General features: G+C 64.5%; 20 protein-coding genes. 15 read left to right on the top strand and 5 right to left on the bottom strand.

Going from position 1 to position 26592, the window contains the following annotated elements; translation table 11 throughout:
* The first annotated feature begins 105 nt into the window (after window positions 1–105).
* Window positions 106–570, top strand: a complete 465-nt coding sequence (locus HB634_RS14455) for a helix-turn-helix transcriptional regulator (protein ID WP_213949040.1) — start codon at window positions 106–108, stop codon at window positions 568–570.
* Window positions 571–620: 50 nt separating this feature from the next.
* Here the strand turns inward: HB634_RS14455 and HB634_RS14450 are convergent, their stop codons facing one another.
* The 4 genes from HB634_RS14450 to HB634_RS14435 all read right to left on the bottom strand — a co-directional run bounded on the left by HB634_RS14450 (window position 621) and on the right by HB634_RS14435 (window position 7496).
* Entirely contained in the window at window positions 621–2867 is a 2247-nt protein-coding gene (locus tag HB634_RS14450) for an alpha-galactosidase (RefSeq protein ID WP_255548593.1), read from the bottom strand.
* 33 nt (window positions 2868–2900) lie between these two features.
* Window positions 2901–3764, bottom strand: a complete 864-nt coding sequence (locus tag HB634_RS14445; protein ID WP_213949039.1) for an aldose 1-epimerase — start codon at window positions 3762–3764, stop codon at window positions 2901–2903.
* A gap of 26 nt (window positions 3765–3790) precedes the next feature.
* Window positions 3791–6586, bottom strand: a complete 2796-nt coding sequence (locus tag HB634_RS14440; RefSeq protein WP_082879236.1) for a TonB-dependent receptor — start codon at window positions 6584–6586, stop codon at window positions 3791–3793.
* A gap of 199 nt (window positions 6587–6785) precedes the next feature.
* Window positions 6786–7496: a FadR/GntR family transcriptional regulator gene (locus HB634_RS14435; RefSeq protein ID WP_213949038.1), complete on the bottom strand. Its 711-nt coding sequence runs from the start codon at window positions 7494–7496 to the stop codon at window positions 6786–6788.
* 182 nt (window positions 7497–7678) lie between these two features.
* On the opposite strand from HB634_RS14435, the gene HB634_RS14430 reads away from it, so the two are divergent.
* The 9 genes from HB634_RS14430 (at window position 7679) to HB634_RS14390 (ending at window position 19565) form a co-directional block, all read left to right on the top strand.
* Complete coding sequence (locus HB634_RS14430) at window positions 7679–8755, top strand: nitronate monooxygenase family protein (RefSeq protein ID WP_213949037.1); 1077 nt, start codon at window positions 7679–7681, stop codon at window positions 8753–8755.
* A gap of 145 nt (window positions 8756–8900) precedes the next feature.
* Entirely contained in the window at window positions 8901–9968 is a 1068-nt protein-coding gene (locus HB634_RS14425; protein ID WP_345777502.1) for an HlyD family secretion protein, read from the top strand.
* Complete coding sequence (locus HB634_RS14420) at window positions 9965–11500, top strand: DHA2 family efflux MFS transporter permease subunit (RefSeq protein ID WP_063573016.1); 1536 nt, start codon at window positions 9965–9967, stop codon at window positions 11498–11500. The genes HB634_RS14425 and HB634_RS14420 overlap by 4 nt, the downstream gene beginning before the upstream one ends.
* Complete coding sequence (locus tag HB634_RS14415; protein ID WP_213949036.1) at window positions 11490–12947, top strand: efflux transporter outer membrane subunit; 1458 nt, start codon at window positions 11490–11492, stop codon at window positions 12945–12947. Before HB634_RS14420 ends, HB634_RS14415 begins: the two co-directional genes overlap by 11 nt.
* 3 nt (window positions 12948–12950) lie before the next feature.
* Entirely contained in the window at window positions 12951–13532 is a 582-nt protein-coding gene (locus tag HB634_RS14410) for a TetR/AcrR family transcriptional regulator (RefSeq protein ID WP_213949035.1), read from the top strand.
* Between the two features lie 30 nt (window positions 13533–13562).
* Complete coding sequence (locus tag HB634_RS14405) at window positions 13563–14222, top strand: M24 family metallopeptidase (RefSeq protein ID WP_255548591.1); 660 nt, start codon at window positions 13563–13565, stop codon at window positions 14220–14222.
* A 105-nt stretch (window positions 14223–14327) separates the two neighbouring features.
* Window positions 14328–15236 carry an alpha/beta hydrolase-fold protein gene (locus tag HB634_RS14400; protein WP_157504091.1) on the top strand — a complete coding sequence of 303 codons (909 nt, stop codon included), beginning with the start codon at window positions 14328–14330 and terminating at the stop codon, window positions 15234–15236.
* A 1145-nt stretch (window positions 15237–16381) separates the two neighbouring features.
* Window positions 16382–18502, top strand: coding sequence for a TonB-dependent siderophore receptor (locus tag HB634_RS14395; RefSeq protein WP_213949034.1), 2121 nt, complete (start codon window positions 16382–16384; stop codon window positions 18500–18502).
* 73 nt (window positions 18503–18575) lie between these two features.
* Window positions 18576–19565 (top strand): glycoside hydrolase family 43 protein, encoded by a 990-nt coding sequence (locus HB634_RS14390; protein WP_213949033.1) that lies wholly within the window; start codon window positions 18576–18578, stop codon window positions 19563–19565.
* 20 nt (window positions 19566–19585) lie between these two features.
* On the opposite strand, the gene HB634_RS14385 is transcribed toward HB634_RS14390, so the two are convergent.
* Window positions 19586–20587, bottom strand: a complete 1002-nt coding sequence (locus HB634_RS14385) for a zinc-dependent alcohol dehydrogenase family protein (RefSeq protein WP_255548590.1) — start codon at window positions 20585–20587, stop codon at window positions 19586–19588.
* A gap of 112 nt (window positions 20588–20699) precedes the next feature.
* Between HB634_RS14385 and HB634_RS14380 the strand changes: the two genes are divergently transcribed.
* From HB634_RS14380 to HB634_RS14360, 5 genes are all read left to right on the top strand, one after another.
* Window positions 20700–21548 (top strand): LysR family transcriptional regulator, encoded by an 849-nt coding sequence (locus tag HB634_RS14380; protein ID WP_213949032.1) that lies wholly within the window; start codon window positions 20700–20702, stop codon window positions 21546–21548.
* Between the two features lie 206 nt (window positions 21549–21754).
* Window positions 21755–22339 (top strand): TetR/AcrR family transcriptional regulator, encoded by a 585-nt coding sequence (locus tag HB634_RS14375; RefSeq protein WP_063572238.1) that lies wholly within the window; start codon window positions 21755–21757, stop codon window positions 22337–22339.
* Window positions 22340–22520: 181 nt separating this feature from the next.
* Entirely contained in the window at window positions 22521–23015 is a 495-nt protein-coding gene (locus HB634_RS14370) for a (2Fe-2S)-binding protein (protein ID WP_063572237.1), read from the top strand.
* Window positions 23012–25285 (top strand): molybdopterin cofactor-binding domain-containing protein, encoded by a 2274-nt coding sequence (locus HB634_RS14365; protein ID WP_063572236.1) that lies wholly within the window; start codon window positions 23012–23014, stop codon window positions 25283–25285. The genes HB634_RS14370 and HB634_RS14365 overlap by 4 nt, the downstream gene beginning before the upstream one ends.
* Window positions 25282–26586: a c-type cytochrome gene (locus tag HB634_RS14360; protein WP_213949031.1), complete on the top strand. Its 1305-nt coding sequence runs from the start codon at window positions 25282–25284 to the stop codon at window positions 26584–26586. The genes HB634_RS14365 and HB634_RS14360 overlap by 4 nt, the downstream gene beginning before the upstream one ends.
* Window positions 26587–26592 lie beyond the last annotated feature (6 nt).

Raw genomic sequence — 26592 nt, 5'->3', positions numbered from 1 at the left:
CATCTGGCCGAATGAGGATGCCCTTTGCCTAATTTGCATCCTAGTCTGTTGCTGTCGGCGGGATACAGGGGCCGTCTGACGCAAACGACCAGTAAGGCGGGGTCCATGATCTCCACACTCGTGTCGATCGAAAATGCGCTCTCATCGTTCCTTCGGCGTTCCATCGGCGACCAGCAGCCAGCCGATGACCCGGTGTACGAGCACGTGGCGATGGCGTTGCAGGCCTTCAAACAGACGGCCTCGAGGCCGGCGGCGCCGATGTCACGCACAAGCCGCGGCTGCCTCGCTGCCTGGCAGCTACACGTCGCCTGTGACCACCTGACGAATGAGCTGGACCTTGGCACGGCGATTCACCGCGCCGCGGAAGCCTGCAGCGTGTCGCGCAGCCATTTCTCTCGTGCCTTCAAGGCAAGTACCGGTCTGTCGCCGACCCACTGGCGCCTGGAGCAGCGCGTGCGTCGTGCGCAGACCTTACTCGAAGTCGCCGACCGGACCCTGGTCGATATCGCCGCCGAATGCGGCTTCGCCGACCAGAGTCACTTCACCAACGTCTTCTCGCGATTCCGTTGACAGAGCCCGGGCGCCTGGCGGCGCGATGCGGCCAGGCGTTCGGCGCGAGCCTAGTGCTTGCCGTCGCGCTCGAAAACGAATGCTGCCGCCTGGAGATCGCCCCTCATCAGCACATCGATGCCGTGCTCCATCCAGTACGCGCCGCTTGCGACATCCGGTGTACCCGGGGCCGCCATGCCGTGGATGCTGCGATACCGATAGCGGGTCGACGGATCGAGACCGCGAAGGCGCAAGGTCGGGAACGGTCGCGCTTCTTCGCCTTGCCGTTGGAAGGCGAACAGCACGGCCTGGCTGCCATCGCCGGCCACCGATTCCGTCGCGGACCAGGGTGCACGGTCTTGCGGTGACAGCAGGCGATAGAGATCGCCCTTCTGCACCGTACCGCGGATCGCCTTGTACTCGGTGATGTAATGGCGCGCCGTCGTCTCGTCCGCCGGCGTCCACTCGAGCAGGTTCGCGCCGATGCCCAGCCCGCCCTGCATGGATGAGAGGAAGCGGAAATCGAGCGAGCTCGTCCGGTTGTTCACCCAGTTGGGCGAGCCGGTGACCCAGGCCATCATCGTGGCTGGCGCATAGGCCTGGCTGAAGCCGTCCTGGATCGACAGGCGATCCGATGGGTCGGTGTTGTCCGACGGCCAGACTTCATCGGTGAGCGCCATGATGCCGAGATCCACGCGGGCACCACCGCCGGAGCAGGATTCGATCTCGACCTTCGGATGGCGTTTGCGCAGCTCGCGAATGATGTCGTAGAGATTGTTGACGTACGCGACGTAGACCTTCTGCTGCTCGTCGGGCGGCATCTGCGACCAGCCCGGCTCGGACCAGTTGCGGTTGTAATCCCACTTCAGGAACTGGATGTCGTTGTCCTTGAGCAGGCCATCCAGCACCTCGAGCACGTGCGCCTTGACGTCCTCGCGTGCGAGGTTCAGCACCATCTGGTGCCGGCCTTCACTGCGGTCGCGTCCCGGAAAATTCAGCACCCAATCCGGATGCGCGCGGTAAAGGTCGCTGTCCGCATTGATCATCTCCGGCTCCACCCACAGGCCGAAGCTCATGCCGAGCCCGTGCACTTTGTCGACGAGCGGCTTCAATCCGTTCGGAAACTTGTTCCGATTGACCACCCAGTCACCGAGGCCGGCGCGGTCGCTGTTACGCGCGCCGAACCAACCATCGTCCATGACGAAGCGCTCCACGCCGAGCGCGGCAGCCTTCTCGGCAAGGCGTACCTGGCCGGCTTCATCGACTTTGAACTCGGTGGCTTCCCAGGAGTTATAAAGGACCGGACGCAGGGGGGTGCCCGAACCTTCCGGCAGGATGCGGTCGCGTTCGAAGCGATGCAGCAGGCGCGATGCCTCACCCATGCCGTCGCGCGTGTAGCCCGCGTAGAACACCGGTGTATCGAGTGCCTGTCCGGGCTGCAGCTTGTAACCAAAATCGAAGGGGTTGTATCCCCCGACCACGCGCACCTGGCCGAGGATGTCCTCGTCCACGCGGATGCTCCACGAACCGCTCCAGGCAAGGGCGCCGAACCAGACATCGCCGTGGGTCTCGCTCCATGCGTTGCCGCGCCCGATGGCGAACCAGGGATTGTTCTCGTCGCCCGTGCTACCGCGACGGCTCTCGAGCACGGTCGCGCCCGGCGTGATGGCGCGTGTCTGCAGGTGCCATTCGCCAGCCCAGGTGCCGGTGAGGTAACGAAGCGAATAATCGCTGCCGCGCGGCAGGTTCCAGGCGGCGGAGGCGGCGCTGTCGATCACCAGCGACTGTTGTCCGGTGTTCTGGATATGCGCGGAGCGGCCGACGATGCCGGTCGACGCGTCTGCTGTGTAGCGCAGCGTGACAGCGACGCCGGCCTGGGTGTCGCGCAACACGATGGACAGGGCGCCATGGTCGATCGTGTAGCTGTCGTAGCGGAGCACGAGGTCGCGGTTGCCATCGGCAAGGCGAATCTTCAGTGCAGGTGTGGCCGTCATGGCGCCGCCCCAGCCCGCATACTCTTGCGGCGAGAGGCTGCCGGCGGGGTCGAACGACGAACGTTCCGGCGCGGGCGTCGCCGCGCCGAGCGGGTCGCCGGATGCCAGCCGCGCGCCCCAGTAAAGCGTCTGCAGCTTGCCCTGGGGGTCCACACCCATGGCGTAGGTGACACCACCTGCATCGAGGCGGAACACCTTATGTGCGGCGTCGTACGTCGGCGGCGCGGTCGCCGCCGACGTCGTCCGCGTCGCGGAGAAGGCGGGCATGAGAAGGAGACTTCCCGCAACGAGCGTGGCGAACCGGGCGATCCTGGCGTGACGCATCAAGTGTTCAACCTCTTTGTTAATGGAGTGCCATCAGCCCTCGAACACCTCTGCACGAAACACGAAGTGGCGTTCGAGCGTTTCGCCGGCGCCGAGCAGGGTCATGCCGTTTGCTGCCGGGCCCCCCGGAAGATGCACGGCATTGATCGGGTGGTCCACCGGTTCGAAGCAGAAGAAGTCTTCGTCCCCCGGTGTATAGAGTACATAGGCATCGACATCTGCTTCGACATGCAGGCGCAGTGCGTGTTGTGGCCATTCGATAACCGCGCGGCCCGTCCAGCCGGAGAAAGCGTGATTGACACCATCGGCAGGCAGCGGCAGGCCCGTCCGAAAGTCCCAGGGCGCCGGTACCGCGCCATGATGCGTGGGAAGGGGGCCTTGTCCATCGTTGTGCCAGACGCCGGTGGCGGGGGCCAGCAGCGTGGCGCCGCCATGAAGCGGAAAAAAGGGATGCAGCCCGAGTCCGAAAGGTAAGGCGTCGTCGCCGGTGTTGGTGACGCTCAGGCGCACTTTCAGCGCGGCGCCGTCCAGCTGATAGTGCAGGCTGGCGTGGTACGAGTAAGCGTCGCGCGCTGCTTCGATCAGCTCGAGGTGGGCCTCTTCCGCATCGTGCCGGCGTACGGTCCAGCGCCTTTGCCAGCCGCTGCCATGGATCGGATAGGCATCGTCGTCGCGATTAAGCGGCAGGGATACGCGCCGCTCCCCCATAAAAAAGCCGCCGTGGGCAATGCGATTGCTCCACGGCAGGAGGGGGTAACAGGCAAGTCGATTGGGCTCATAGCGGCCGGGGGACCGCTCGGGCTCGCCGAGGCAGGGCCGCATCAGCGGCACCTCCTCGTCGCCACCCAGCCAGTCGAAGCGTGCGATGCCTCCGCCGGCCGACGGAAACAGGCACACGCTCAACCGGTCGTTGCACAGCTGGATCACAGCGACGCGCGCACACCGAGGAAGAAGGTGCGGCCATTGGCCTCGGCATAGCTCTGGCGATCGTCGTACACCTGGTACTGGTAGATGTTCTCGTTGGTCAGGTTGGTCGCATCCACGAACAGCGAGACATGCTCGTTGAGCTTGTAGCTGGCGCTGAGATCGAGCTGGCCATAATCCTTCACCGAGGTCGGCTGGCTCTGGTTGCCCGCGATCGAGGCGAGGTACTTCGCACGCCAGTTGTATGCCACGCGCATCTCCACCGGGCCCTTCTGGTAGTACAGGCTCGCATTGTAGGAGTTGCCGATGCCCGGCACCGCGAACTTGCCCGCATTTGCCAGCTTGTCCTGGCTGATCGTCGCGTCGCTGGTGACGTAGGTGTAGTTGGTCGCCACGCCCAGGCCGTCAAATGGCGAAGGCAGCTTGGTGAACTGGTAGTTGAAGGTGAACTCCGCGCCCTTGATCGTGGCCTCGTTGAGGTTCACCGGCTCGGTCAGCAGGAACGGGAAGCCCAGCAAGGTCGTCTGGGTGGTGATCAGGGTGCTGAAATTGCTGACCTGCTTGCGGAACAGGTTCAACGCCGTGTAGCTGGTCTCGTTGAAGTACCACTCGATGCCGGCATCGTAGTTCTTCGACAGGTACGGCTTAAGCTGTGTGTTGCCGCGCGTAACCGTCTGGTCCTGCGGGCGGAAGCTGTACGACGCCGAGGCGGCCAGATTGCTCAGGTCGGGGCGGGTCAATGTCTTGGATGCCGCGGCGCGGAATACCACGTTGTCGAGCAGGTTGAGCTTGAAGTTCGCCGACGGCAGCCACTCGTGGTAGTTACCGTTCTCCGAGATCGGGCTCAACGCGCCGTACGTCGGAATCGCATTCGTCGGGTCGTTCGGATTCACGGCAATGCCGACGATCGGCACCGAGTACGCGTAAGAGGTGGTGTTCGTCTTCGTATAGCGCATGCCGACGTTGAGGGTCCACGGCATGCTGCCGTCGCCTTCGAGCGTGGCCATGCCGTAAGCGGAACTGATCCGCTCCTTGATCATGCTGTAGGTATTCGGATCCGGAACCGACGTGAAGCCACCGCCGTTGGCGTCGAGCTGTGCCTTGAAGGCCGCCGCGTTGGGCAGCTGGTTATAGGCCGCGGGCGTGGCCAGGTAGGCGAACAATTTGTTCACGTCGTAGCTTACCCAGTCGCGCGGGAATCCCGGCGAGGCACCGTTGACGAGATTTCCCGCATGGAACACCTGGGCGTTGACCGCATCGGCCGGCACATCCACCACGTAGCCGCAGTACTCGGCGCAGCCGAAACTGTTCGGCGTGTTGTACGTCACTTCGGTCTTGGTGCGGTTGGAATTGGACAGGCCGAAGTCGATGCGCGACAAGGTCCCATCAAGGAAGCTCTTGCCGAAGTGCAGCTGGTTTTCGAGGATCTTGTCGCTGACGTTCGGGCTCTGCGTGCCCTGGTTGGTCACGTGGGCATGCAGGTCGTTCACGTCGGTGGACGGAAGCAGGCCGGTGTAGCTGCCCAGATGGTCGTCCCCGTTGTTCGTCCATGTCGGATTCACGCCGACATTGCGCGTACCGAGCACCACGAAGTAGCCGCCTTGCGACTGCTTGTTCCACGCCCCGGATGCGGCGGAATCGAGGTCCAGCTCCATCGACGGATCGATCTGCCAGGTGATATGGCTGCCGAACTGCGTGTTGAAGGCGTCACGCGGGTTGGCCTGTTCCGCGTAGTCGTTCGACATGCCGCCGGACTGGTCCATCACGAAATTCTGCGCGGTGCCGTTCGCGCCGGGCGTGATGTTCTGGATGATGCCGGTATTCGTATAGGAACCGAACGCCTTGTACGTCGAGTCCACCTTGTACTCGGAGAAAAGGCCATCGAGCTTCACGGTCACGTCGTCCAGCGGCTTCCAGTCGATAGCGCCGTTGAACGAGGTGCGCGTGCGGGTCTCATTGATCACCTGGCCCTGCAGTGTCTGCGGCAGCGACAGGTTGGTGTACGACGGATTGATCCGCGAGAAGTCCTGGTTCTGCAGCCAGCCCAGGGTGTCGATGGACTGCTCGATGTGGTCGCGCTTGTAGTAAACGACCGAGGCCAGCCAGCCGAACGTGTGGTCCGCGTTCGTGTTGCCGATGATCCCGGAGACTTTCGGGGTCGTTTTGTTGGCGAAGCCGCCATTGATGCTGTCGTTGACGCCTGCCGCGCTGCCTGCCGCATGCCATCCGTTGAAGTCGAACGGACGCGCCGTGATGATGTTGACCGTGCCGCCGATACCGCCTTCTTCGAGGTCCGGCGTGCTGGTCTTCTGCACCACGGCCTGCTGGATAACTTCCGAAGGCAGTACGTCGAAGTCGAAGGCGCGGTCGCTGGCCGCGGTCGGCATGGTGCGGCCGTTGAGCAGCACGTTGACGAAGTCGGGACCGAAACCGCGCACGGTGATCTGATTGGATTCGCCACCGCTACGATTTACCGACACGCCGGGCACGCGCTGGAGCGCGTCGGCCACGTTCTGATCGGGGAACTTGCCGGCTTCTTCTGCCGACACCGAGTCCACCGTGTTCACCGCGTCGCGCTTGGTCGACTGCGAAAGGAACAACGACTGGAGCTGGCCGGTCACGGAGACGCCGTTGAGGTCGGTGACAGCCTTTCCGTCGGTCGTTCGCTGGGCGTCCTGGGTGGAAGGGGCAGGCGCGTCCTGCGCGTGGACCGGCATGAAACCACCGATGAAACAGATGCCGAGCATGCCCGCCAGTGCGTTGCGCACCGACAGCGCGAGTACCTTCCGCTGCATTCCTTAACTCCCCACTATGGATGAATTTGCGGCGCACGGTTCCCCGGGAAGCAAGTCGCCTTGCCTCCATCACCGTTATCACTCGCCGTTCAAGATTGTCCCGTGGGTCAATTGTAGTATTTTATTATTATATGACCGCAAGCTGCGGCGCAGCATTTGCGTGAAATGGCGCTGCACGGGGCTTCCCGCCGGCCCGCGCTCAGGCCTTGGTCTGGGCCTGGCGGAGAATGTTCGCCCGTGACTCGGCCACCATGGCCAGCATGGCCTTCCTCGCCACCTCGGGCTGGCCGCGACGCACGGCTTCATAGACCTTCTGATGCTGCGGCAGGGCCGCCTTGAAGTTGCTCGCGTTGCGTGCGGAGAGCAGGAAGAACGTACCCAGCGCCGTCTCGATTACCGAAAACAACGACACCATGAGCGAGTTGTTGGTGGCCTTCAGCAGGATCTCGTGAAAGGCCAGATCCGCTTCGGCCCAGGCATCCAGGTCTTCGGATGCCGCCATCGCATCGTAGGCGGCCTTGAGCTCGACGATCTGTGCGTCGGTTCGTCGTTTTGCCGCTGCGGCCGCGGCACCGGGCTCGATCAGCTCACGCATTTCGACCAGCTGTTCGACGAAGCTGTCCGTCGGCATGGAGGCGCAGCGCCAGGCCAGCACCTCGGCATCGAGCTGCTTCCAGTGAATGGCCTCGCGCACGCGGGCACCGGTTCGCTGGCGGGATTCGATCAGTCCCTTCGCCACGAGAACTTTCATCGCTTCGCGCAGCGCGGTGCGGCTGACCTGCAGCTGTTCGGCCAGGAGATCCTCGCGCGGAAGACCCTCGCCCGGCGCAAGCTTGCCGCTGACGATCAGCTGTCCCAGTTCGTGAACGACCTGGTTGTGGAGGCTACGTGCTCCCACGGGCTTCACCATGCAATGCGCTCCTTTGACGATTCGCCCGAGGCATACATCGTACGGGGTGCGAGCGCCGAAAGAGAAGCCACCTGCTCCGACGGTCTTGACCCATGTCTGATTGTGGCAGGCTAGAATCTTCTCATCGCAATGCGTCGACGTACCCTCCTGCGTGCGTCGATGCCTGTTCGTCAGGAATCGCCATGACCGCCTGGATAGATCGCCGCGCCCTCGACCTCTTCGCCATCGAGCACCCCCTGTTACTCGCGCCCATGGCGGGATCGGGTGGGTCAGCACTCGCCATCGCGGTGGCACGTGCCGGTGGCCTCGGAGCCATTCCCTGTGCATCCCTTTCCCTCGACACGATAGACGCGGAAGTGAGGACATTCCGCGCGGCAGCGCCGGGCTCCCGGATCAACCTGAATTTCTTCGCACATACACCTGTCTCGCCGACCGACGACATGACGAGGCGCTGGCTCGACCGACTTGCGCCTTACTTCGCCGAGTTCTGCGTCGATGTCGCTACGCTGCCGAAGGCTGGCGGACGCGCACCCTTCGATGCCGCCATGTGTTCGCTCGTATCGGACCTGCGTCCTGAAGTGGTGAGCTTTCATTTCGGCCTTCCAGACGACGTGCTGCTGGATCGCGTCAAGGCAACCGGCGCTATCGTGATTGCATCGGCGACGACAGTGGCGGAGGGTCGCTGGCTCCAGGATCGCGGTTGCGATGCTGTCATCGCGCAGGGCTACGAAGCGGGGGGGCATCGCGGCAACTTCCTTACCGATGACATGGCCACCCAACCCGGCAGCATCGCGCTCGTGCCGCAGATGGTGGATGCGCTGACCGTGCCGGTCATTGCCGCGGGAGGCATTGTCGACGGCCGGGCCATGGCCGCCGGACTTTGCCTTGGCGCATCGGCGGTACAGCTGGGTACGGCGTTTCTGCTCGCGGACGAGGCGACCAGCGTCACTTCGCATCGCAACGCGCTGCGCACCGCACGCGACGACAACACGGCAGTGACCAACGTGCTTACCGGAAGACCGGCGCGCGGTGTAGTCAACCGGATCATGCGTGAGCTGGGAGTATTGTCGACGGACCCGCTCCCGTTCCCGCTGGCCGGTGGTCCGCTGACTCCTCTGCGCGCCGCCACCGAACCGGACGGGCTGGGCGACTTCCAACCGTTGTGGTCCGGGCAGTCCGGCGCCCTGGCCCGGGAGGCGGGGGCGGCGCAGATCGTCGCCGACGTGGTGGAGCAGGCGGCCCGCCTGCTCCGCCTGTAAAGCGCCGCCACAGGCATACCGAGGCCGCCGCATGGCGGCCTTTTCACATCTGCCTTGAAAAAAAGTCGTGCACGGCCTCTTGAGATTACGCGTATCATCTTCATTAAAAGTACGTTCATAATTTCACTATCCAGCAGGTACCGCCGTGGCCGCCGTCATCGATACTCCTGTCTCCGAAGCTGTGGGACGAAAAAAGAGCTTTAAAATCATCGGCCTCGTTGGCCTCATCGTGGTCGTCGGCCTGTACGGCGCCCATTGGTGGACGACCGGACGGTTCATTGAGGACACCGATGACGCCTATGTCGGCGGCGACATCACCGTGATCGGCTCCAAGGTTCCCGGGTACATCCAGGGCATCGCCGTCACGGACAACCAGGCTGTCCACAAGGGCGATCTTCTGGTGAAGATCGACGACCGCGACTACAAGGCAGCGCTGGAAAAAGCCGAGGCGGCCGTCGCGGCGCAGGAAGCGTCGTTGCGTAACCTCGATGCGGTGGCCCAGTTACAGCACAGCGTGATTGCGCAGGCCCAGGCCGGGCTGTCGGCCGCCCAGGCCGAAGCGAACCGCTCAAAACTCGACGACCAGCGCTACCGCGACCTCGCCGGCCGTTCGGCCGTCTCGGTGGAAAGCGCCCAGCGTGCCCAGGCCGATTTCCAGACGGCCCATGCAGCCACCGACCGCGCTTCGGCGGTGGTCCAGGGCGCGCAGCGACAGCTGGACGTCATCGACACGCAGAAGCATCAGGTCGAGGCCGCACTGAGCCAGGCCCACGCCGAAGCCGACATTGCGAGGCTGAATCTCTCGTACACGGAACTGCGTGCCCCGGTCGATGGCGTCATCGGCAACCGTCGCGCACGCGTCGGCACCTATGCCGCGGCGGGTAGCCAGATGCTCGTCGTCGTGCCCGCCCACGGCCTCTGGGTCGATGCCAACTTCAAGGAAGACCAGCTGGCCCGCATGAGCGTGGGGCAGGTGGTTGATGTTCGCGCCGATGTGTTGCCGGGCAAGACATTCAAAGGCCACGTGACCAGCCTTGCGCCGGCCACCGGTGCGCAATTCAGCGTCCTGCCGCCGGAGAACGCCACCGGCAACTTCACCAAGATCGTCCAGCGCGTACCGGTCCGCGTCACCCTCGACGGTAACGACGGCGACCTCGGTACGTTGCGCCCGGGCCTTTCCGTCACTGCGACGATCGATACCAAAGCGCCATGAACCCGATCGCTCATCTCACCCAGGGCCAGAAGGTCTTCGCTTTCGCGAGCATGTGCCTGGGCATGTTCATCGCGTTGCTGGACATCCAGATCGTTTCCGCGTCCCTGCGCGATATCGGCGGCGGCCTCTCGGCCGGCGCGGACGACACCGCCTGGGTGCAGACGAGCTATCTCATCGCCGAGATCGTGGTGATTCCGCTCTCCGGATGGCTGAGCCGCGTGTTTTCCACGCGCTGGCTGTTCGCCGTTTCGGCGGCCGGCTTCACGCTTACCAGCCTGCTTTGCGGCCTGGCCTGGGACATCCAGAGCATGATCGTGTTCCGCGCCGCCCAGGGCTTTCTCGGCGGCTCGATGATCCCGATGGTCTTCACCACGGCCTTCGTGTTTTTCGAAGGGAAGAACCGCGTCGTGGCGGCGGCGACCATCGGCGCGCTGGCTTCGCTGGCGCCGACGCTCGGGCCAACGCTTGGCGGCTGGATCACCGACCACTATTCCTGGCACTGGCTGTTCTTCGTCAACCTGATTCCCGGTGCGTTCGTGACCATTGCCGTACCGATCCTGGTGAAGATCGACGAAGCCGATTTCTCCCTGCTCAAAGTGGGCGACTGGCTGGGCATCGCGCTGATCGCGACCTTCCTGGGCTGCCTCGAATACACGCTTGAGGAAGGCCCGCGCTGGAACTGGATGCAGGATTCGACCATCCGCACCACGGCATGGATCACCGCGATCTCCGGCGTGCTCTTTGTCTGGCGCGGGCTCACCGCCGAGCATCCGGTGGTGGACCTTCGTGCGCTCAAGGACCGCAACTTCGCACTGGGCTGCTTCTTCTCCTTCGTTACCGGCATCGGCCTGTTCGCGACCATCTACCTGACGCCGCTCTTCCTGGGCCGCGTGGAAGGCTACAGCGCGTTGCAGATCGGCAAAGCGGTGTTCTCCACGGGCGTCTTCCAGATCCTGACCATCCCGATCTACTCGATGCTGGCCAACCGCGTAGACCTGCGCTGGTTGCTGATGGTCGGCCTGGCCTTGTTCGCGGTGTCGATGTTCGAGTTCACCCCGATCACGCATGACTGGAGCGGCACGGAGCTGCTGTTCCCGCAGGCACTTCGTGGCATGGGCCAGCAGCTGGCCATTCCGCCGACCGTCACGCTCACCCTGGGCGGACTGCTGCCCTCGAAACTGAAGCAGGCGTCGGGTCTGTTCAACCTTATGCGCAACCTCGGTGGCGCGATGGGCATCGCCGGATGCGCAACGATCCTCAGCGATCGTACCAATCTGCATTTCTACCGCCTTGCCGAGCACCTGAACCCGACCAACGAAGCGATGAACAACCTCCTGCCCAACCCGGCGGATACCGAGAACTACACCGCCGCGTTGCAATCGCTCTGGCAACTGACCTTCCGTGAGGCGCAGACGCTGACATACAGCGACGCCTTCCTCTCCATCATGGTGTGCTTTGTCATCGCGACGATCATGGTCCCGTTGATGCGCAAGGTGCAGCCGCCGAAAGGGCCTTCCCCCGATGCGCACTAAATTCCTCTTCGCCTTGCTGGCCGTGGGTCTCGCGGGATGCACGGTCGGTCCCGATTACGTCCGGCCCAACATGGCCACCAACCCGACCTGGCATGAGGCCGACGCGCTGGCCGCGCGCCAGGTCGCGGCGCCTGCTCCATCACTGGACGCGTGGTGGAAGGGTTTCAACGATCCCGAGCTGGTTGCCATCGTCGATCGCGTGATGGCGCAAAATCTTGACCTTGCCGCCTCCACGGCCCGCGTTGCACAGGCGCGTGCCGCGGCAGCGCACGCACAGGCCGATCGCATGCCGAGCGGAAGCCTCGACGGCAGCGTCGCCCGGCAGCACCAGTCCACGCGCAGCCCGCTCGGCACGATCGCCAGCGCCTTCCCGGGCTACGAGCGCGACCAGACCATCCAGGACATCGGTGCCGGTGCCAGCTGGGAGACTGATCTTGCCGGTGGCCTCCGCCGCGGTGCCGAAGCCGCCGATGCGGAATACCAGGCGGCAGAGGCCACGCACGTCGGCGTGCGCATCTCGCTGGCTGCCGAAGCGGCCGACGCGTACTTCCGCGTGCGCGGTGCGCAGGAGCGTATCGCCATCGCCGAAGAGCAGATCAAGAACGAATCCGGCCTGGTCGACCTCGTTCGCCTGCGCGCGGAGCACGGTGTAGGCACGGCACGCGAGACGGCCCAGTCCGAAGCGTTGCTCCTGCAGGCCCGGGCGACGATACCTCCGCTGAAGATCGAACTGGAAACACAGCTCAATCGTCTCGACGTGCTCATGGGCGCGGCACCGGGAACCTACGCCGCGGAGATCGGTGGCGCCGGCAAGTCGTACCTCGTGCCCGGCGTGGATGCGGCGGGCGGCCCGGCTGCCCTGCTTCGTCGCCGCCCGGACGTGATCGCCGCCGAGCGCGAGCTCGCCGCCAGCAATGCGCGGATCGGTGTCGCCGTGTCCGAGTACTACCCGTCGGTCTCCTTGTCCGCCTTGCTCGGCTTCAGCACGCTGGGCGCCGGCCACCTGCTTACCGGCGCCGCCTTCCAGCCCCAGGGTGCGCTTGGCCTGCACTGGCGTCTCTTCGACTTCGGCCGCGTGGACGCCGAGGTGCAGCAGGCCAGGGGCGCCAATGCCGAAGCGCTGGCGAAGTACCGCGCGTCGATGCTGCGTGCCACGGAAGACGTGGAGAACGCCATCGTGTCCCTGTCCCAGCTCGAGGCCCAGCACGCGCTGCTGACCGACGAAGTGGATGCGCACATCCGTGCTCGCGACGCAGCGCAGGATGCGTACAAGGGCGGTGCGATCAGCCTTATCGAGGTGCTCGACGAGGATCGCCAGTTGCTCGCATCGCGGGACCTGCTCGCACAGGTCCACGCGAACGACGCGCGCTCCGCCGTGGCCGCCTTCCGCGCCCTCGGCGGCGGTTGGGACGCACCTCGCGACGATGTCGCCACCACGGAGCACTGAGCCATGCGTTACGACAAGGAACACAAGGACCAGACCCGCCAGCGCATCGTCGAGACCGCCGCGTTCCGTTTTCGCGAACACGGCATCGAAGGCGAGGGTGTGAAATCGCTGATGGCAGCGGCGGGTCTCACCAACGGTGCCTTCTACAACCACTTCGAATCCAAGGAAGACCTGACGCGGGAGGCAGTGACGGCGGCGCTCAAGGACCGGGTGGCGCGACTCCGGCATTGGATCGATGGTGGCGAGGGACTCGGCGGGCTCATCCGGAGCTACTTTTCCATTCGCCATCGGGACAATCCCGGACTTGGTTGTCCCTCGTCCGCTGTCGCTGCCGAAGTAGCCCGTCATTCGGACGCCGTGCGAGCGGCCTTCACGGTCGGAGTGAACGAGTTCCTGGAACTGGCAGCCACGCAATGGCCGGCGCTACCACCGGCCCAGGCGCGGTCGCGCGCCATCGCCCTCTACGGCCTGATGGCTGGCACCATGCAGGTCGCCCGCGCCACCAACGATCCAGCCACGTCGGACGAGGTGCTTGCCGCCGGTCGGCACGCGGCGCTCGAACTGGCGGGCATCGAAGAGGGATAATCGGGCCCTGACCCCAAACAGGACCGAGCCATGGCCGTCGCGACCGCCGAACATGTTGGCAAGCGTTTCTCCCTCGAGCAGATGCTCGGTGCCCGCGAGCAGTCATGGACGGCCCTGCGCGATATCGCGTCGCGTGTCGCGCCGGGGATGAGCGAGTCGGAGGCCATCGATCTGGCCGGCGAACGCCTGGCCGCCGCCGGCATGCAGCGCATCTGGCACCCGAGCATCGTCCGCTTCGGTGCCAACACGCTGAAGACGTTCCGTCAGCGTTCCGCCCCCGATACCGTGCTCGCCGCGAACGACATCTTCTTCATCGACCTGGGTCCGGTTTTCGATGGCCACGAGGGCGATGTCGGTGACACCTTCGTGGTCGGTGACGACGCGACGATGCACGCGTGCTCGGAAGCGTCACGTGAGCTCTTCGCCCGCACTGCCGCTCGGTGGCGCGAAGGCGTGACGGGCGTCGCCCTCTACGACTACGCCAGTGCCGAAGCCGAGGCCATGGGCTGGCGCCTCAACCACGCCACCAAGGGGCATCGGGTCGGCGACTATCCGCATGCCGTGCACAAGGCCGGTGCGCTCGGTGGCTTCGACGCAGTCCCCGTTCCGGGGTTGTGGATCCTCGAAATCCAGATCGCGCATCCGACCCTTCCTATCGGGGCGTTCTACGAAGACCTGCTGATGGCGTAGCTGGAGATTTTTCAGGCGTCGTGCGTCAATCGGGTTTTGACCCGACGCGAGGCACCAGGGATGGACCGACGTAGTAGATCGCTTCTCGTGGCGTGTGCCATCTGGATGAGCGCGGCCACTGCCGCGCCGTCAGTGGTCTCTTCAAAGCCGATCGATCCCCAGGTGCCTCCACCCTACGTGCTGGACGACACCGAAGTTCGCACGCTGCATGCCGATGGAACGGATCGCGATTATCAGGTCCTGGTCAGCCTCCCGCCGTCGTACAGGAAGGACCCGAACCGGCGATACCCGGTCATCTTCGTGACCGACGCCAACTACGCTTTCCCTTTGATCCGAAGCATCGGCCGCCGCGTCGGTGACCACGGTGACGGCACCGAAGACTTCATCCTCGTCGGCCTGGCGTATGCGGTGGGCGACACGCCGGAGTACAGCCGGCGACGCGACTACACGCCGACGCCACACGGCACCGCAGACGCGGTGTCCGATATGCCCGGGCGTCCCGTCGTCTATGGCGAAAGCGATCTCTATCGTCGCTTCATCAAGGAGCAGGTCTTCCCCCTGATCGCTGCGAACTATCGCGCCGACATGAGCCGGAAGATCTACACCGGTCACTCGTACGGCGGCTTGCTCGGCCTGGACATGCTCATCGCAGACCCGGGCATGTTCCAGTACTACATCCTCGGCAGTCCGTCCCTGCAGTTCGATCGGCAGGTCGAGTTCACGCGCATGCGCAAGGCCACATCGACGCTGAAGGACATGCCGGCCCATGTGCTGATGGTACTTGGCGCTTACGAAACCCTCGAGCCTTCGTCGCACGATCCACGCTACAACCGCAGCGTCGACATGGTGCGCAACGCGCGGCGTTTCATGGATGAACTCAAGGCGAAGCGGTATCCCGGTTTGCATATCCAGATGACGACCATCCCCGACGAAGATCACCTCACGGTATTTCCTTCGGTCATCACGCGGGGATTGCTGTGGGCGTTGCCGGGGAAGCGGGACTTGCAGAGGTAAGTCCTACATACAGCTGAGAAAAATCGGCATTGCGGTGTTTCGGCGTTAGACGTATCGTTCGTTCTGAACGCACCGCCCGCCTCGGCGTTCATCCGCCCTCCGGGGTCCTCACCAGGAGTGGGATATCCAAGAGATCCGGGCTACGGGGCCCCGCATTCGTGCGGGGCCTTCGCTTTTTTGAGCCGACGCCTAACCCTAGAACTCGATGCAGGAGCACGCGAAAGCGGATTGGTCTTTCCTTTCCCTGGTTACTGGGACGGGTAGCGTAGGCGCTCTGGACAATCAGTCTTACGCAGGGCCGTGGGGAAGCCCCATCTCTTTTCAAACGTCGCAATACGAAGAAGACGCGGTAGTCGCATGGTCTCTCGGCAGTCGATATTCCATCCAGGCTGAGATAGTTCTGATTTCGCGCGTGGTAACACTTGCGTGCCCAGAGATTCTTGACAATCTCGGGAAGTCTGTACGAGAGCGCATAACGCTCCTCGTCGAAGACGCGACACTCGCGCGCGTCCGCGTAGGTCGATTCCGACGAGTCTCCGGCACGGCGCCCACGCGTAAAGGTGTGCATGGAGAATCCTATTTCGATGTCAACATCGATCTCACTCGAGCCTGGCGCTGCGGGCAAGCGCAATGCGAATCTAAAAGGATGCAGGTGATTTAGCGGAAAGGCTTTCCCTGATGATGCAACGTAGGGCCGCCATCTCATAAGCCCCGTAGCCCAGTTCACTCCCATCGAAAAGCCCCACTAGGTAAAGCAAGTAGTGAGGCGTATTCGTTGCGTTGTTCGTTATCGGTCCTTGCGGAAGATCATGTCGGCAATGTGCTTCACGTTCGCTTACCAAGCGCGAGTGTCTACCGACCGTCTCTAAGAAACATCTTCATTGCGGGCTGCGTGTGCTGCACGTATCGTCCTCGGCGAACGTATACCCGGCCCGGCGTTCGTCCGCCCTTCGGGGTCCTCACCAAGAGTGGGATATTCAAGAGATTCCGGCGTACGGCGTCCCGCATTCGTGCGGGGCCTTCGCTTTTCTGCGAATCGCAAGATTGCGCGAGTCAGCGAATTCCTACATCATACAAATGATAGTCATTCGCAATTGAGCTCGTACCGGGGAGAAGGGTCCCCGCGCGACCTACAGGACAACTCCATGATTCTTCGCAGGAATTCGCTGCCGCTCCTGATCGCCGGAGCGTTGCTTCCGTTCGCCGCACACGGCCAAAGTCTCACGCCTAGAGGAGACGCAACCGCTCAGGCTTCCAGCGACAAGGCCGTGCAGCTCGCTCCCGTCGCTGTGCAGGGCCTCAAGCAGGACGAGGGCTACACGCGCTCCGACGCCTCGGGCGCAACGAAGACGGACACGCCACTCATCGAGACGCCGCAAGCGATTTCCGTCATCTCGAACACGCAGATGATCGACCAGGGCGTGCTCACCGTTCAGGACGCGCTGCGCTATTCGGCCGGCGTCCGCGCCGATGCCTATGGCGTCGATAGCCGCGGCGATGACGCGTTCCTGCGCGGCACCTCGTTCACCCAGTACCTCGATGGTCTTCGGCAGTTCTTCGGCAATGCCTATGCACGCACCGAGCCCTACTTCCTCGACCGCCTCGAGATCGTTCGCGGTCCGTCGTCGGTACTTTACGGCCAGGGCACCACGGGTGGCCTCATCGCCCTGACCTCGAAGCGCCCGGAGTTCATGCCGGGTCACGAAGTCGAAGTGCAGCTCGGCAACAATGCGCGCAAGCAGCTTGCTTTCGACTTCACCGGGCCGCTGGATAGCGCTGGGCACTGGGCGTATCGGCTGATCGGCGTGGTCCGCGATGCAGACGCGCAGGTCGCCCATGTTGCCGATGACCGCAAGGCCATCGCACCATCGATTACGTGGCATCCCGATGCCGATACGAACTGGACGCTGCTCGCCAACCTGCAGTTCGACCACAGCGGTTCGACGCTCAACTTCCTGCCGCATGCCGGTACGATCTTTCCGAATCCGAACGGTCGCATCCGTACCGATCGCTTCGTCAGCGAGCCGGGCTTCGATCGCTACAACACCGACCAGCGTTCCATCACGTCGTTGTTCGAACACCGTTTCAACGACACCTGGAAGTTCGTTCAGAACACACGCTACTCGCACGACAATGTCGATTACCGCTCGCTGTATCCCGACGTGTACTCGAATCCGTCGTACCCGTTCCTGGACGACGCGCAGCGCACCGTCGCGCGCTACAGCTATGTATCGATCGATCGGCATAAGCGCCTGACTACCGATTCGCACGCCGAAGCAGACGTCGATGTTGGCGGGATGCATCATCGTGTGCTGATCGGCGTCGACCTTGCGCACTCACACACGGACTCGCGCCAGGGCAATGGCTTCGATGGCGTGCCGTTCGACCTTTACTCGCCTGTCTACGGCAATGGTTTCGTCGCACCGGACATCTTCCCGGTGGCATCGAGCGTGACGCGCCAGACCGGCGTGTACCTGCAGGACCAGATCAACTGGGGCGAGCACTGGATCGGTACCGTGGGCGTGCGCCATGACCGCGCCACGCTGACGACAGGCGATACCCGCTCCGTGGACAACGCCACCACGGCTCGTTACGGGGTGATGTATCGCTTCGATAGCGGCCTGGTGCCCTATGTCAGTTACACGGAGTCCTTCCAGCCGCTGGACAGCCTGGATTTCTACAACCGTCCCTACCAGCCCTTGCGCGGCAAGCAGTACGAAGCTGGCGTGAAGTACCAGCCGGTCGGCAGCGCCACGCTGATCACGGCGACGTACTACGACCTGCGCGAAGAGAATCGGCTGGCGCCCGACCCGACCAATCCGCTCAACCAGATCCAAGCCGGCAGCGCGAAGACCCGCGGCGTCGAACTCGAGGCGTCGACCCGCGTGGCCAGTCACGTCGACCTGATCGGTACCTACACCTGGACCAAGGCACGTCCCGACGACGGCACGATCGTCGCCGGCCTGCCGAAGAACCAGGCGTCGGTATGGGGCGTGTATCACGTCAACGACGCGGATGGCGACGGCTTGAGCTTCGGCATGGGCGCGCGCTACATCGGCGTGAACTACGACGAGACAGGGTCGATTCGCGTCCCGGACAAGACGCTGTTCGACGCGATGGTCGCGTACACGCAGGGCCCGTGGCGTTTCTCCGTCAACGCGGCCAATCTCACCGACCAGGCGTACAGCGCAAGCTGCCTTGCCCGCGGTGACTGTTTCTACGGTCCGCGTCGCAGCATTGTCGGTTCCGCACGCTACCGGTTCTGATAAGCCGTCGTAACCTTTGGACGGCCAGACCCATTAGGATCGAACGTTCGCTAACGTCGAACCGGAGATCGTGATGGGGTTTCGCAAGATGCTTGGGAGCGCGGCACTGGCCGCGCTGCTCTCCACGAATGCGCTGGCCGCGCTGCCTCCGGGCTATTCGGGTAATCCCGTGTTTCCCGGCTGGTACGCCGATCCGGAAGCCGCCATCTTCGGTGGCCAGTACTGGATCTATCCGACCACATCGCTCCCGTACAGCGAGCAGACCCATTTCGACGCGTTCTCCTCGCCCGATCTCGTCCATTGGACGAAACATGCGAACGTGCTCGAGATAAAGGCGATTCCCTGGGCGAAGAAAGCGCTCTGGGCGCCCGCCCTGGTCGAGAAGGATGGCAAGTACTTCTTCTTCTTTGCCGCGAACGATATCCAGAGCGACAAGGAAGTGGGCGGCATTGGCGTGGCGGTGGCCGACAAGCCCGAGGGTCCATTCAAGGACTTGCTGGGCAAGCCACTGGTCGGTGCCTTCCACAACGGCGCGCAGCCGATCGACCAGTTCGTCTTTCATGACGACGACGGCACGTACTACATGATCTACGGCGGCTGGAAGCACGCGAACATCGTCAAGCTGAAGTCGGACTTCACCGGCGTCGAGCCGATGGCCGACGGCACGGTCTTCAAGGAAATCACGCCGGGACCGGAGTACGTCGAGGGCCCGCTGATGTTCAAGCGCAACGGGCACTACTACTTCATGTGGTCGGAAGGCGGCTGGACAGGCCCCAACTATTCCGTCGCCTACGCCATCGGCGATTCACCGATGGGCCCGTTCAAGCGCATGGGCACGATCCTCAAGCAAGATCCGCAGGTCGCCACCGGGGCCGGCCATCACTCGGTGTTCCACAACGCGAAGGACGACAGCTGGTACATCGTTTACCACCGGCATCCCCTGGGCGACACCAACGGTAACGATCGGGTGACGTCCATCGATGTCATGTCGTTCGACAAGGACGGCAGCATCCTCCCGGTCAAGATGACCAACGAAGGTGTCAAGGCGAATCCGTTGCGTTGATCGGCCCTGCACTGATCGGCTCAGGGAAGGGTCACGATCACCTTGCCGGCGGAACGGCCGCTCTCGACCAGATCGAGCGCGGCATCGCCGTCGGCGAGTCTGAAGCGTTGCGCCGATAGCACCGGCACCAGCTTCCCTGCGTCGGCAAGCCGCGTCGCTTCAGCCAGGATGCGCCCATGCTGCTCGCGCCCGTGGCCGGTCAGCAACGGCATCAGGGTGAACACACCGGAGTAGGTCGCCGCGCGGAACGACAGCGGCGCGAGTGAGTGCGTACCCCAGCCGAGGCTGCTGACCACGTGGCCACCGTTACGTCGCGCGGCGACGAAGGATGCGTCGAGCGTCGCGCCGCCGAGAGTGTCGTAAACCACGTCGAAACCCTCGCCGTTGGTGTATTCGCGGACGATCGTCTCGATGTCTTCGACCTGCCGGTCCACGGCGGTCGCGCCCATGGCGGTCATCGTCGCCAGCTGGGAAGCGCTGCCCGTCGCCACGACGCGCGCACCGCGTGCCACCGCCAACCGGACGGCCATGCTACCGACGCCGCCGGCTCCGCCATGGACGAGCACCGACTGCCCGGGCTGCACGTTGGCGCGATCGACCAGGCCTTCCCAGGCGGTGATGAAACCCAGCGGGATGGCGGCGGCATCGGCGAGGGGGATGCGGGAAGGAGCGAGCGCGAGCAACCGTGCGTCGACGGCGGCGAACTCCGCCAGCGAGCCCTGCACGCCACCGACGCCGCCGGTCATGCCGTAAACGGCGTCGCCGGGCGCAAACCCATCAACACCATCGCCCACCGCTTCGACCGTCCCGGACATATCGATGCCGAGCACGGCCGGTGCCGGCTGGCGGGCATGCGCGGCCTGGCCGGCACGGATTTTCGTGTCCAGCGGGTTGAGGCCCGCGGCCAGGATGCGGACAAGGACTTCGCCAACGCCCGCTACCGGGCGTGGAAGGTGGGCAAGGACCAGGGGGGTACCCGGCGCATCGAGGCGCAGGGCGGACATCGGGCGGGGAGAGGTCATGACGGGCTCGGGTGGGCGACGGCGTCGTCCTTGGCGACTACGTTAGTCCTCCGATCACGCATGGAGAACGGCCAGAATTGCACGACGCTCATGCATAAATGCATGATGCGGCATGGAATGGAGCGATCTGCGCATCTTTCTGGCGGTGGCACGGGGCGGCACGCTCGGCGCTGCCGGGCGCGAACTTGGCCGGACCCAGCCGACCATGGGCCGGCGCATCCGCGCGCTTGAAGCGTCCCTGGGCCTGACCCTGTTCCAGCGGACCAGCGAAGGGTTCGTCCTCACCGACGAGGGTGCGGCCGTGCTCGCGCACGCCGAACGGATGGAATCCGAAGCGCTGGGTATCGCTCGTGCCGCCAGCGGTCAGGCGGGCGAACTGGAAGGTGATCTGCGCGTGTCGTCATCGGATTGGTTCGGCGCGCACGTGCTGACTCCCGCGATTGCAGCGATGCATCGTCGCCATCCGGCGGTGACCATCGAACTGATCACGGATGCGCGACGGCTGAGCCTGGCGCGCCGTGAGGCGGATCTCGTCTTCCGCATCGCGCCGTTCGACGAGCCGGACATTGCACAGCGCAGGCTTCTGCATATGCCATACGCGGCCTACATCGCGACGACGCACGACGATACAGTGACGCCCCAACGGATCACGATGGACACCGCCTTCGGCGACATGCCCGACGTGGCATGGCTGCACTCACGCCTGCCCGACACTCGCGTAGCCTTCCGCAGCAACAGCCGCGAGGCGCAGGCACGCGCCTGCGCGCTCGGCGTGGGTATCGCGGTGCTGCCTTGTCCACTGGGTGACGCGACGCCCGGTCTGCGCCGCATCGATCTGGGCGAAACACCTCCCGGTCGCGACGTCTGGCTCGGCTACCACAAGGATCTTCGCCACCTTCCACGCTTGCGCGCCTTCGTCGACGAAGTGCTCCGCGCCACAGGCGATACCGCACCCCCGTAGGAGCCGATTCATCGGCGAACGGGTGCTTGCCTCAACCCCGCCCGCTGCCGCGGGATCGCCGATGAATCGGCTCCTACAGAAAGACTGTTACCGCCCTGTGCCGGCTACGCCGCGGCGCACCATGACGCTCGACATTTCAACCCGCAAGGATTGGTTACAATCCGCTCACGGGCAGGGGACGACGTCCCCAAAGGGAGTAAGTGAGCATGCGTTATGAGAAAGGTCACAAGGAGCAGACTCGGCAGAAGATCGTCGAGGCCGCCTCCGAGCGTTTTCGCGCCGATGGGATCGATGCCGTCGGCGTGGTCAGTCTGATGAACGATGTCGGCCTGACCCAGGGTGGTTTCTACAACCACTTCGGGTCGAAGGAAGACCTCGTTCGGGAGAGCGTCGCCAACGGCGCCACGAGTGCGGCCGAGAGAATGGCCGCGCGCATCGCCGCCTCACGGGGCGAGGGATATCGGACCCTGGTCAACGGCTACCTGTCGGCAGAGCACCGCGACCATCCGGAAACGGGGTGCGTTGCCGCGGCGCTGTCTGCCGAGATGGGCCGCCGGCCGGTCGAGACCCGCGCTGCCTTCACCGAGGGCTTCGGCGAAATGGTGGAGGTCATTGCCGGCACCCTGCCGGACGCCGTGCGTGGCAAACGCCGCCGCACCCTGTCGATGGCCGTGTTCGCCTCGATGGTCGGTTCGCTGTCGCTGTCGCGTGCCGTTGCCGAGCCGGCCTTGTCAGATGAGATTCTGGCACTCGGCCGCCAGTCCGCGCTGGAACTGATCGAAGCCGGTTGATTTGCCGACCGCGGACGGCGGCTTGCCCAGGTGGGCCGTCGTCCTTACCGTCCCTCGCGACGGTTTTATCCAAATAGCGTCCATTTCTACGGACCGCACAACGCCCCATTCGGCGTAACCTGACAGCCTGCTTGTGGATCAGCCAATGGGGCCTCCGGGTTCCACCAGCCGAGGGACGACCATGGTTACGTTGCGCGTGAATGGTGAAGATCGACAGGCTGACGTCCCACCCGATATGCCGTTGCTCTGGGTGCTTCGCGACGTGATCGGATTGACCGGCACCAAGTTCGGTTGCGGTATCGCGCAATGCGGCGCGTGCACAGTGCACATCGATGGCCAGCCGATCCGCTCCTGCCAGATGCCGGTGTCGGCCGTCGGTAATCGCGCCGTGACGACCATCGAAGCGATCGGGCTGACGCCCGAAGGCGCCAAGGTGCAGCAGGCCTGGCTCGCCGTCGACGTCGTGCAGTGCGGCTACTGCCAGTCGGGGCAGATCATGTCCGCGGCAGCGCTGCTGGCGCGCACACCGAACCCGACCGATCGGGATATCGACACCGCCATGGCCGGCAACATCTGTCGCTGCGGCACGTACGTGCGTATTCGCGAGGCCATTAAACAGGCCGCGACGGGGCAACCCCAGGGCCTGCAGGTCGTCGTCGACGGGAGTGCCGCATGAAGACGCGCACACCCCCCGGCGCCGAAGTCGACAGCGGTCGCCGCGCCGCGATGAAGCTTGCGGGTGGCGGCCTCGCCGTCGCCTTCCTGTGGACGGCGGGCCTTGGTCCCGCCGTCGCCCAGATGAATCCCCGTCGGCAGCCGACGGACGAAGCCGCGGCCGCGGCAGACGGCAACCCACCCTTCGCACCCAACGCCTTCATCCGCATCGACGCCGATGGAAGCGTGCGACTGGTGATGCCCAGCGCGGAGATGGGCCAGGCCATCTACACCGGCATCTCGATGATGCTCGCCGAGGAACTCGGTGTCGGGCTCGACCAGATCAAGGTCGAGCATTCGATTCCCAGCGACGCGCTCTATGGCATTGCCCTGCTGGGTGGCGGACAGATCACCGGCGGCTCGACCAGCACGCGCGGCCAATGGCAATCGTTGCGCGAAGCGGGTGCGGTCGCTCGCGAGATGTTGATCGCCGCCGCCGCCGCGCAATGGCACGTCGACCCCGCCAGTTGTTCGGTGTCGCGCGCCACGATCACGCACGTGCCCTCCGGTCGCACGCTCGGCTTCGGTGCCGTGGCTGAAGCGGCAGGCAAGCTGCCACAACCGGCGAAAGTCACGCTGAAGGATCCCAAAGACTTCACCGTCATCGGCAAGCCGCTGCGCCGGGTGGATTCCCCGGACAAGGTCAATGGCGGCACGCAGTTCGGCATCGATGTGAAAGTGCCGGGCATGAAGTATGCGGCGGTGCGTACGAGTCCCGAACTGGCCGGCACGCTCGGCAGCGTCGACGATACGAAGGCGCGCGCGATGGCCGGTGTGGTCGACGTCATCAAGCTCGACAACGCGGTCGCCGTGGTCGGTGAACACTACTGGGCGGCGTACCGCGGCCTGGAGGCTCTGGACATCGAATGGCGTCACGGCGTCAATGAGCATCTCGATACCGCCACGCTGATCGCCGCGCTACAGGAAAGCTCACGCAACGGCCCCGCGCTGATCGGCCGCAAGCCCAAGGGCGAGGCAGCGGCCGGCGGCAAGGCGGTGGAGATGACCTTCGTCACGCCGATGCTGGCGCATGCGCCGATGGAGCCGCTCAACGCCACCGTGCACGTGACACCGGGCAAGTGTGAGATCTGGACAGGCACCCAGGTGCCCACGCGCGCGCAGAAAGAGGCCGCGCGTATCTGTGGCATTCCGCTCGAGGCGGTAACGGTCAACAACCAATACCTGGGCGGCGGTTTCGGCCGCCGCCTGGAAACCGACCAGGTCGAGCAGGCGGTCGCCTTTGCGAAGCAGGTGTCGTATCCGCTGAAGGTGATCTGGAGCCGCGAGGAAGACATCCGTCACGATCGCGTGCGCCCGCTTTATTTCGATCGCATCTCGGCCACCCTGGGCGACGACGGCAAGCCCACTTCGTGGAAACACCGCATCACCAGCGGCACCGTCCTGGGGCGGTGGTTGCCCGCGGCCATGGGCAAGGACGGCATGGATAGCGATGCCATCGAATCGGCCGCTGACCTGCCTTACGACATGGACAACGTGCTGGTCGAGTGGGTACGCCATGAAATGCCTCCCGGCCTCGTCGTTGGTTGGTGGCGCGGCGTCGGACCCACGCACAACCTGTTCATCGTCGAGAGCTTCATCGATCATCTCGCGCAGACGGCCGGGAAGGATCCACTTGCCTACCGTCGGTCGCTGATGAAGGCGGGTTCGCGTCCCCTCGGTGTATTGAACCTTGCCGCGGAAAAGATCGGCTGGGGCAGCCAGCCATTGCCGGCGCGTGTGGGACGTGGCATCGCGGTGGCGTCGCCGTTCGGGAGTCATGTGTGCGCCATCGTCGAGGTCGAGGTGACGGCGCAGGGCGAGGTCCGCCTGCGCCGTGCGGTGGTCGCCGTGGACGTCGGCATCGCCATCAACCCCAGTTCCGTCCAGGCGCAGGTGCAGGGCGGGCTGCTATTTGGATTGAGCGCAGCGCTGTTCAACGGCATCACGCTCAAGGACGGCATGATCGAGCAGAGCAACTTCCACAACTACCGCTCGCTACGCATCAACGAGACGCCGGCTATCGAGGTGTTTACCGTGAACAGCAGCGAGTCACCTGGCGGCCTCGGTGAAGTCGGAACGGCCATCGCTGCGCCCGCGCTCGCCAATGCCATTTTTGCGGCGACCAGCGTGCGCCTGACCGAGCTTCCGGTGACACGTACGTCGCTGGCCGCATCGGCCGAGGCGCTCAAGCACGTCGCGGATAACGGCACCGGTAAGGGGGACGTCGCATGAAACGCTTCCTCGTTGTTGTCGTCCTCCTCCTGGTCATTGGCACCGTGGCGTATTTCGTTCTCAATCGCAAGGATCCGGCTGCCGGTACATCGCCGCTCATCGTCGGCGCGCCGACGAACGCCGATCCGGTCGCGCGCGGCGAATACCTCGCTCGCGCCGCCGACTGCATCGCCTGTCATACCGTGCCGGAGACGGGTAAACCCTTCGCGGGGGGCCTGCCTTTCAAGCTACCGTTCGGCACCATCTACTCCTCCAACATCACCGCAGACGTCGAGACCGGTATCGGTGCATGGAGCGATGATGACTTCGTTCGCGCCGTGCGTGAGGGCGTGCGCAAGGACGGCAAGCACCTGTATCCGGCGTTCCCCTATACCGCTTACACCCAGCTCAGCCGGGCGGACGTGCTGGCGATCAAGGCGTATCTCTTCACCCTGCCGAAGGTGCGCCAGCCGGAACGGCCGAACGACCTGGGCTTCCCGTTCAACCAGCGCTGGGCGATGGGCTTCTGGAATGCGGCGTTCTTCCGCAGCCAGCGCTTCGAGAACGACCCCTCGCGCACGCCGCAATGGAACGCGGGCGCGTATCTGGCCGGGCCGCTGGGTCACTGCGCCGAATGCCACACGCCACGCAATCTCGGCTTCGGTCTGAAACACAGCCAGGCACTGGCCGGCGCGGAGCTGCAGGGCTGGCGTGCCTGGAACATTACGTCCAACGAAACCCACGGCATCGGTAAGTGGAGCGATGAGGCACTGACCCAGTACCTGCGCACCGGTCACGCCGACGGCCATGCTTCGGCCATGGGTCCGATGGGTGAAGCCGTGGCGCATAGCCTGCAGTTCCTCAAGCCCGAAGACACGGCCGCGTTGGTGACCTGGCTACGTACCGTCCCGGCCCGCGAGGGCACGGATCCTGTCGTGGTCGATCCGGCCCCGAAAGCCGTGGTCGCGTCGAACGCCGCCGCGCCGGGAGGCGACGTGGACGGTGAGAACGCAGACGGCAAGCGCTTGTTCGAAGGTGCGTGCGCCAGCTGCCACCAGTGGAATGGCGTGGGACAACAGACCCCATATGCGGGCCTGGCGGGCACGCGCGGCGTGAATGATCCCAAGGGTGCCAACGTCACCCAGGCGATCCTGCACGGCGTGACCATGCGCATCGGCGACACCGATGTCTACATGCCGGCGTTCGGTCACGGCTACAGCGATCCTGAAGTGGCCGCCCTGGCGAACTTCGTGATCGGCCACTTTGGCGGCAAGCAGGGCGAAGTGACGGCGGCGGATGTGGCCAAGCGCCGGGATCTCTAGCGCTGG

Source organism: Luteibacter sp. dw_328, from assembly GCF_018449605.1.
Taxonomy (GTDB): domain Bacteria; phylum Pseudomonadota; class Gammaproteobacteria; order Xanthomonadales; family Rhodanobacteraceae; genus Luteibacter.
This window is presented reverse-complemented; position numbering and strand designations above follow the sequence as displayed.

Excerpts from the sequence above, each read along its gene's own strand:
- HB634_RS14385 (WP_255548590.1), bottom strand. The coding sequence starts at position 20,587 with ATGACCTCTCCCCGCCCGATGTCCGCCCTGCGCCTCGATGCGCCGGGT.
- HB634_RS14400 (WP_157504091.1), top strand. The coding sequence starts at position 14,328 with ATGAGCGCGGCCACTGCCGCGCCGTCAGTGGTCTCTTCAAAGCCGATC.
- HB634_RS14405 (WP_255548591.1), top strand. The coding sequence starts at position 13,563 with ATGGCCGTCGCGACCGCCGAACATGTTGGCAAGCGTTTCTCCCTCGAG.
- HB634_RS14410 (WP_213949035.1), top strand. The coding sequence starts at position 12,951 with ATGCGTTACGACAAGGAACACAAGGACCAGACCCGCCAGCGCATCGTC.
- HB634_RS14420 (WP_063573016.1), top strand. The coding sequence starts at position 9,965 with ATGAACCCGATCGCTCATCTCACCCAGGGCCAGAAGGTCTTCGCTTTC.
- HB634_RS14365 (WP_063572236.1), top strand. The coding sequence starts at position 23,012 with ATGAAGACGCGCACACCCCCCGGCGCCGAAGTCGACAGCGGTCGCCGC.
- HB634_RS14450 (WP_255548593.1), bottom strand. The coding sequence starts at position 2,867 with ATGCGTCACGCCAGGATCGCCCGGTTCGCCACGCTCGTTGCGGGAAGT.
- HB634_RS14390 (WP_213949033.1), top strand. The coding sequence starts at position 18,576 with ATGGGGTTTCGCAAGATGCTTGGGAGCGCGGCACTGGCCGCGCTGCTC.
- HB634_RS14360 (WP_213949031.1), top strand. The coding sequence starts at position 25,282 with ATGAAACGCTTCCTCGTTGTTGTCGTCCTCCTCCTGGTCATTGGCACC.
- HB634_RS14440 (WP_082879236.1), bottom strand. The coding sequence starts at position 6,586 with ATGCAGCGGAAGGTACTCGCGCTGTCGGTGCGCAACGCACTGGCGGGC.
- HB634_RS14370 (WP_063572237.1), top strand. The coding sequence starts at position 22,521 with ATGGTTACGTTGCGCGTGAATGGTGAAGATCGACAGGCTGACGTCCCA.
- HB634_RS14375 (WP_063572238.1), top strand. The coding sequence starts at position 21,755 with ATGCGTTATGAGAAAGGTCACAAGGAGCAGACTCGGCAGAAGATCGTC.
- HB634_RS14380 (WP_213949032.1), top strand. The coding sequence starts at position 20,700 with ATGGAATGGAGCGATCTGCGCATCTTTCTGGCGGTGGCACGGGGCGGC.
- HB634_RS14395 (WP_213949034.1), top strand. The coding sequence starts at position 16,382 with ATGATTCTTCGCAGGAATTCGCTGCCGCTCCTGATCGCCGGAGCGTTG.
- HB634_RS14455 (WP_213949040.1), top strand. The coding sequence starts at position 106 with ATGATCTCCACACTCGTGTCGATCGAAAATGCGCTCTCATCGTTCCTT.
- HB634_RS14435 (WP_213949038.1), bottom strand. The coding sequence starts at position 7,496 with ATGGTGAAGCCCGTGGGAGCACGTAGCCTCCACAACCAGGTCGTTCAC.
- HB634_RS14430 (WP_213949037.1), top strand. The coding sequence starts at position 7,679 with ATGACCGCCTGGATAGATCGCCGCGCCCTCGACCTCTTCGCCATCGAG.
- HB634_RS14415 (WP_213949036.1), top strand. The coding sequence starts at position 11,490 with ATGCGCACTAAATTCCTCTTCGCCTTGCTGGCCGTGGGTCTCGCGGGA.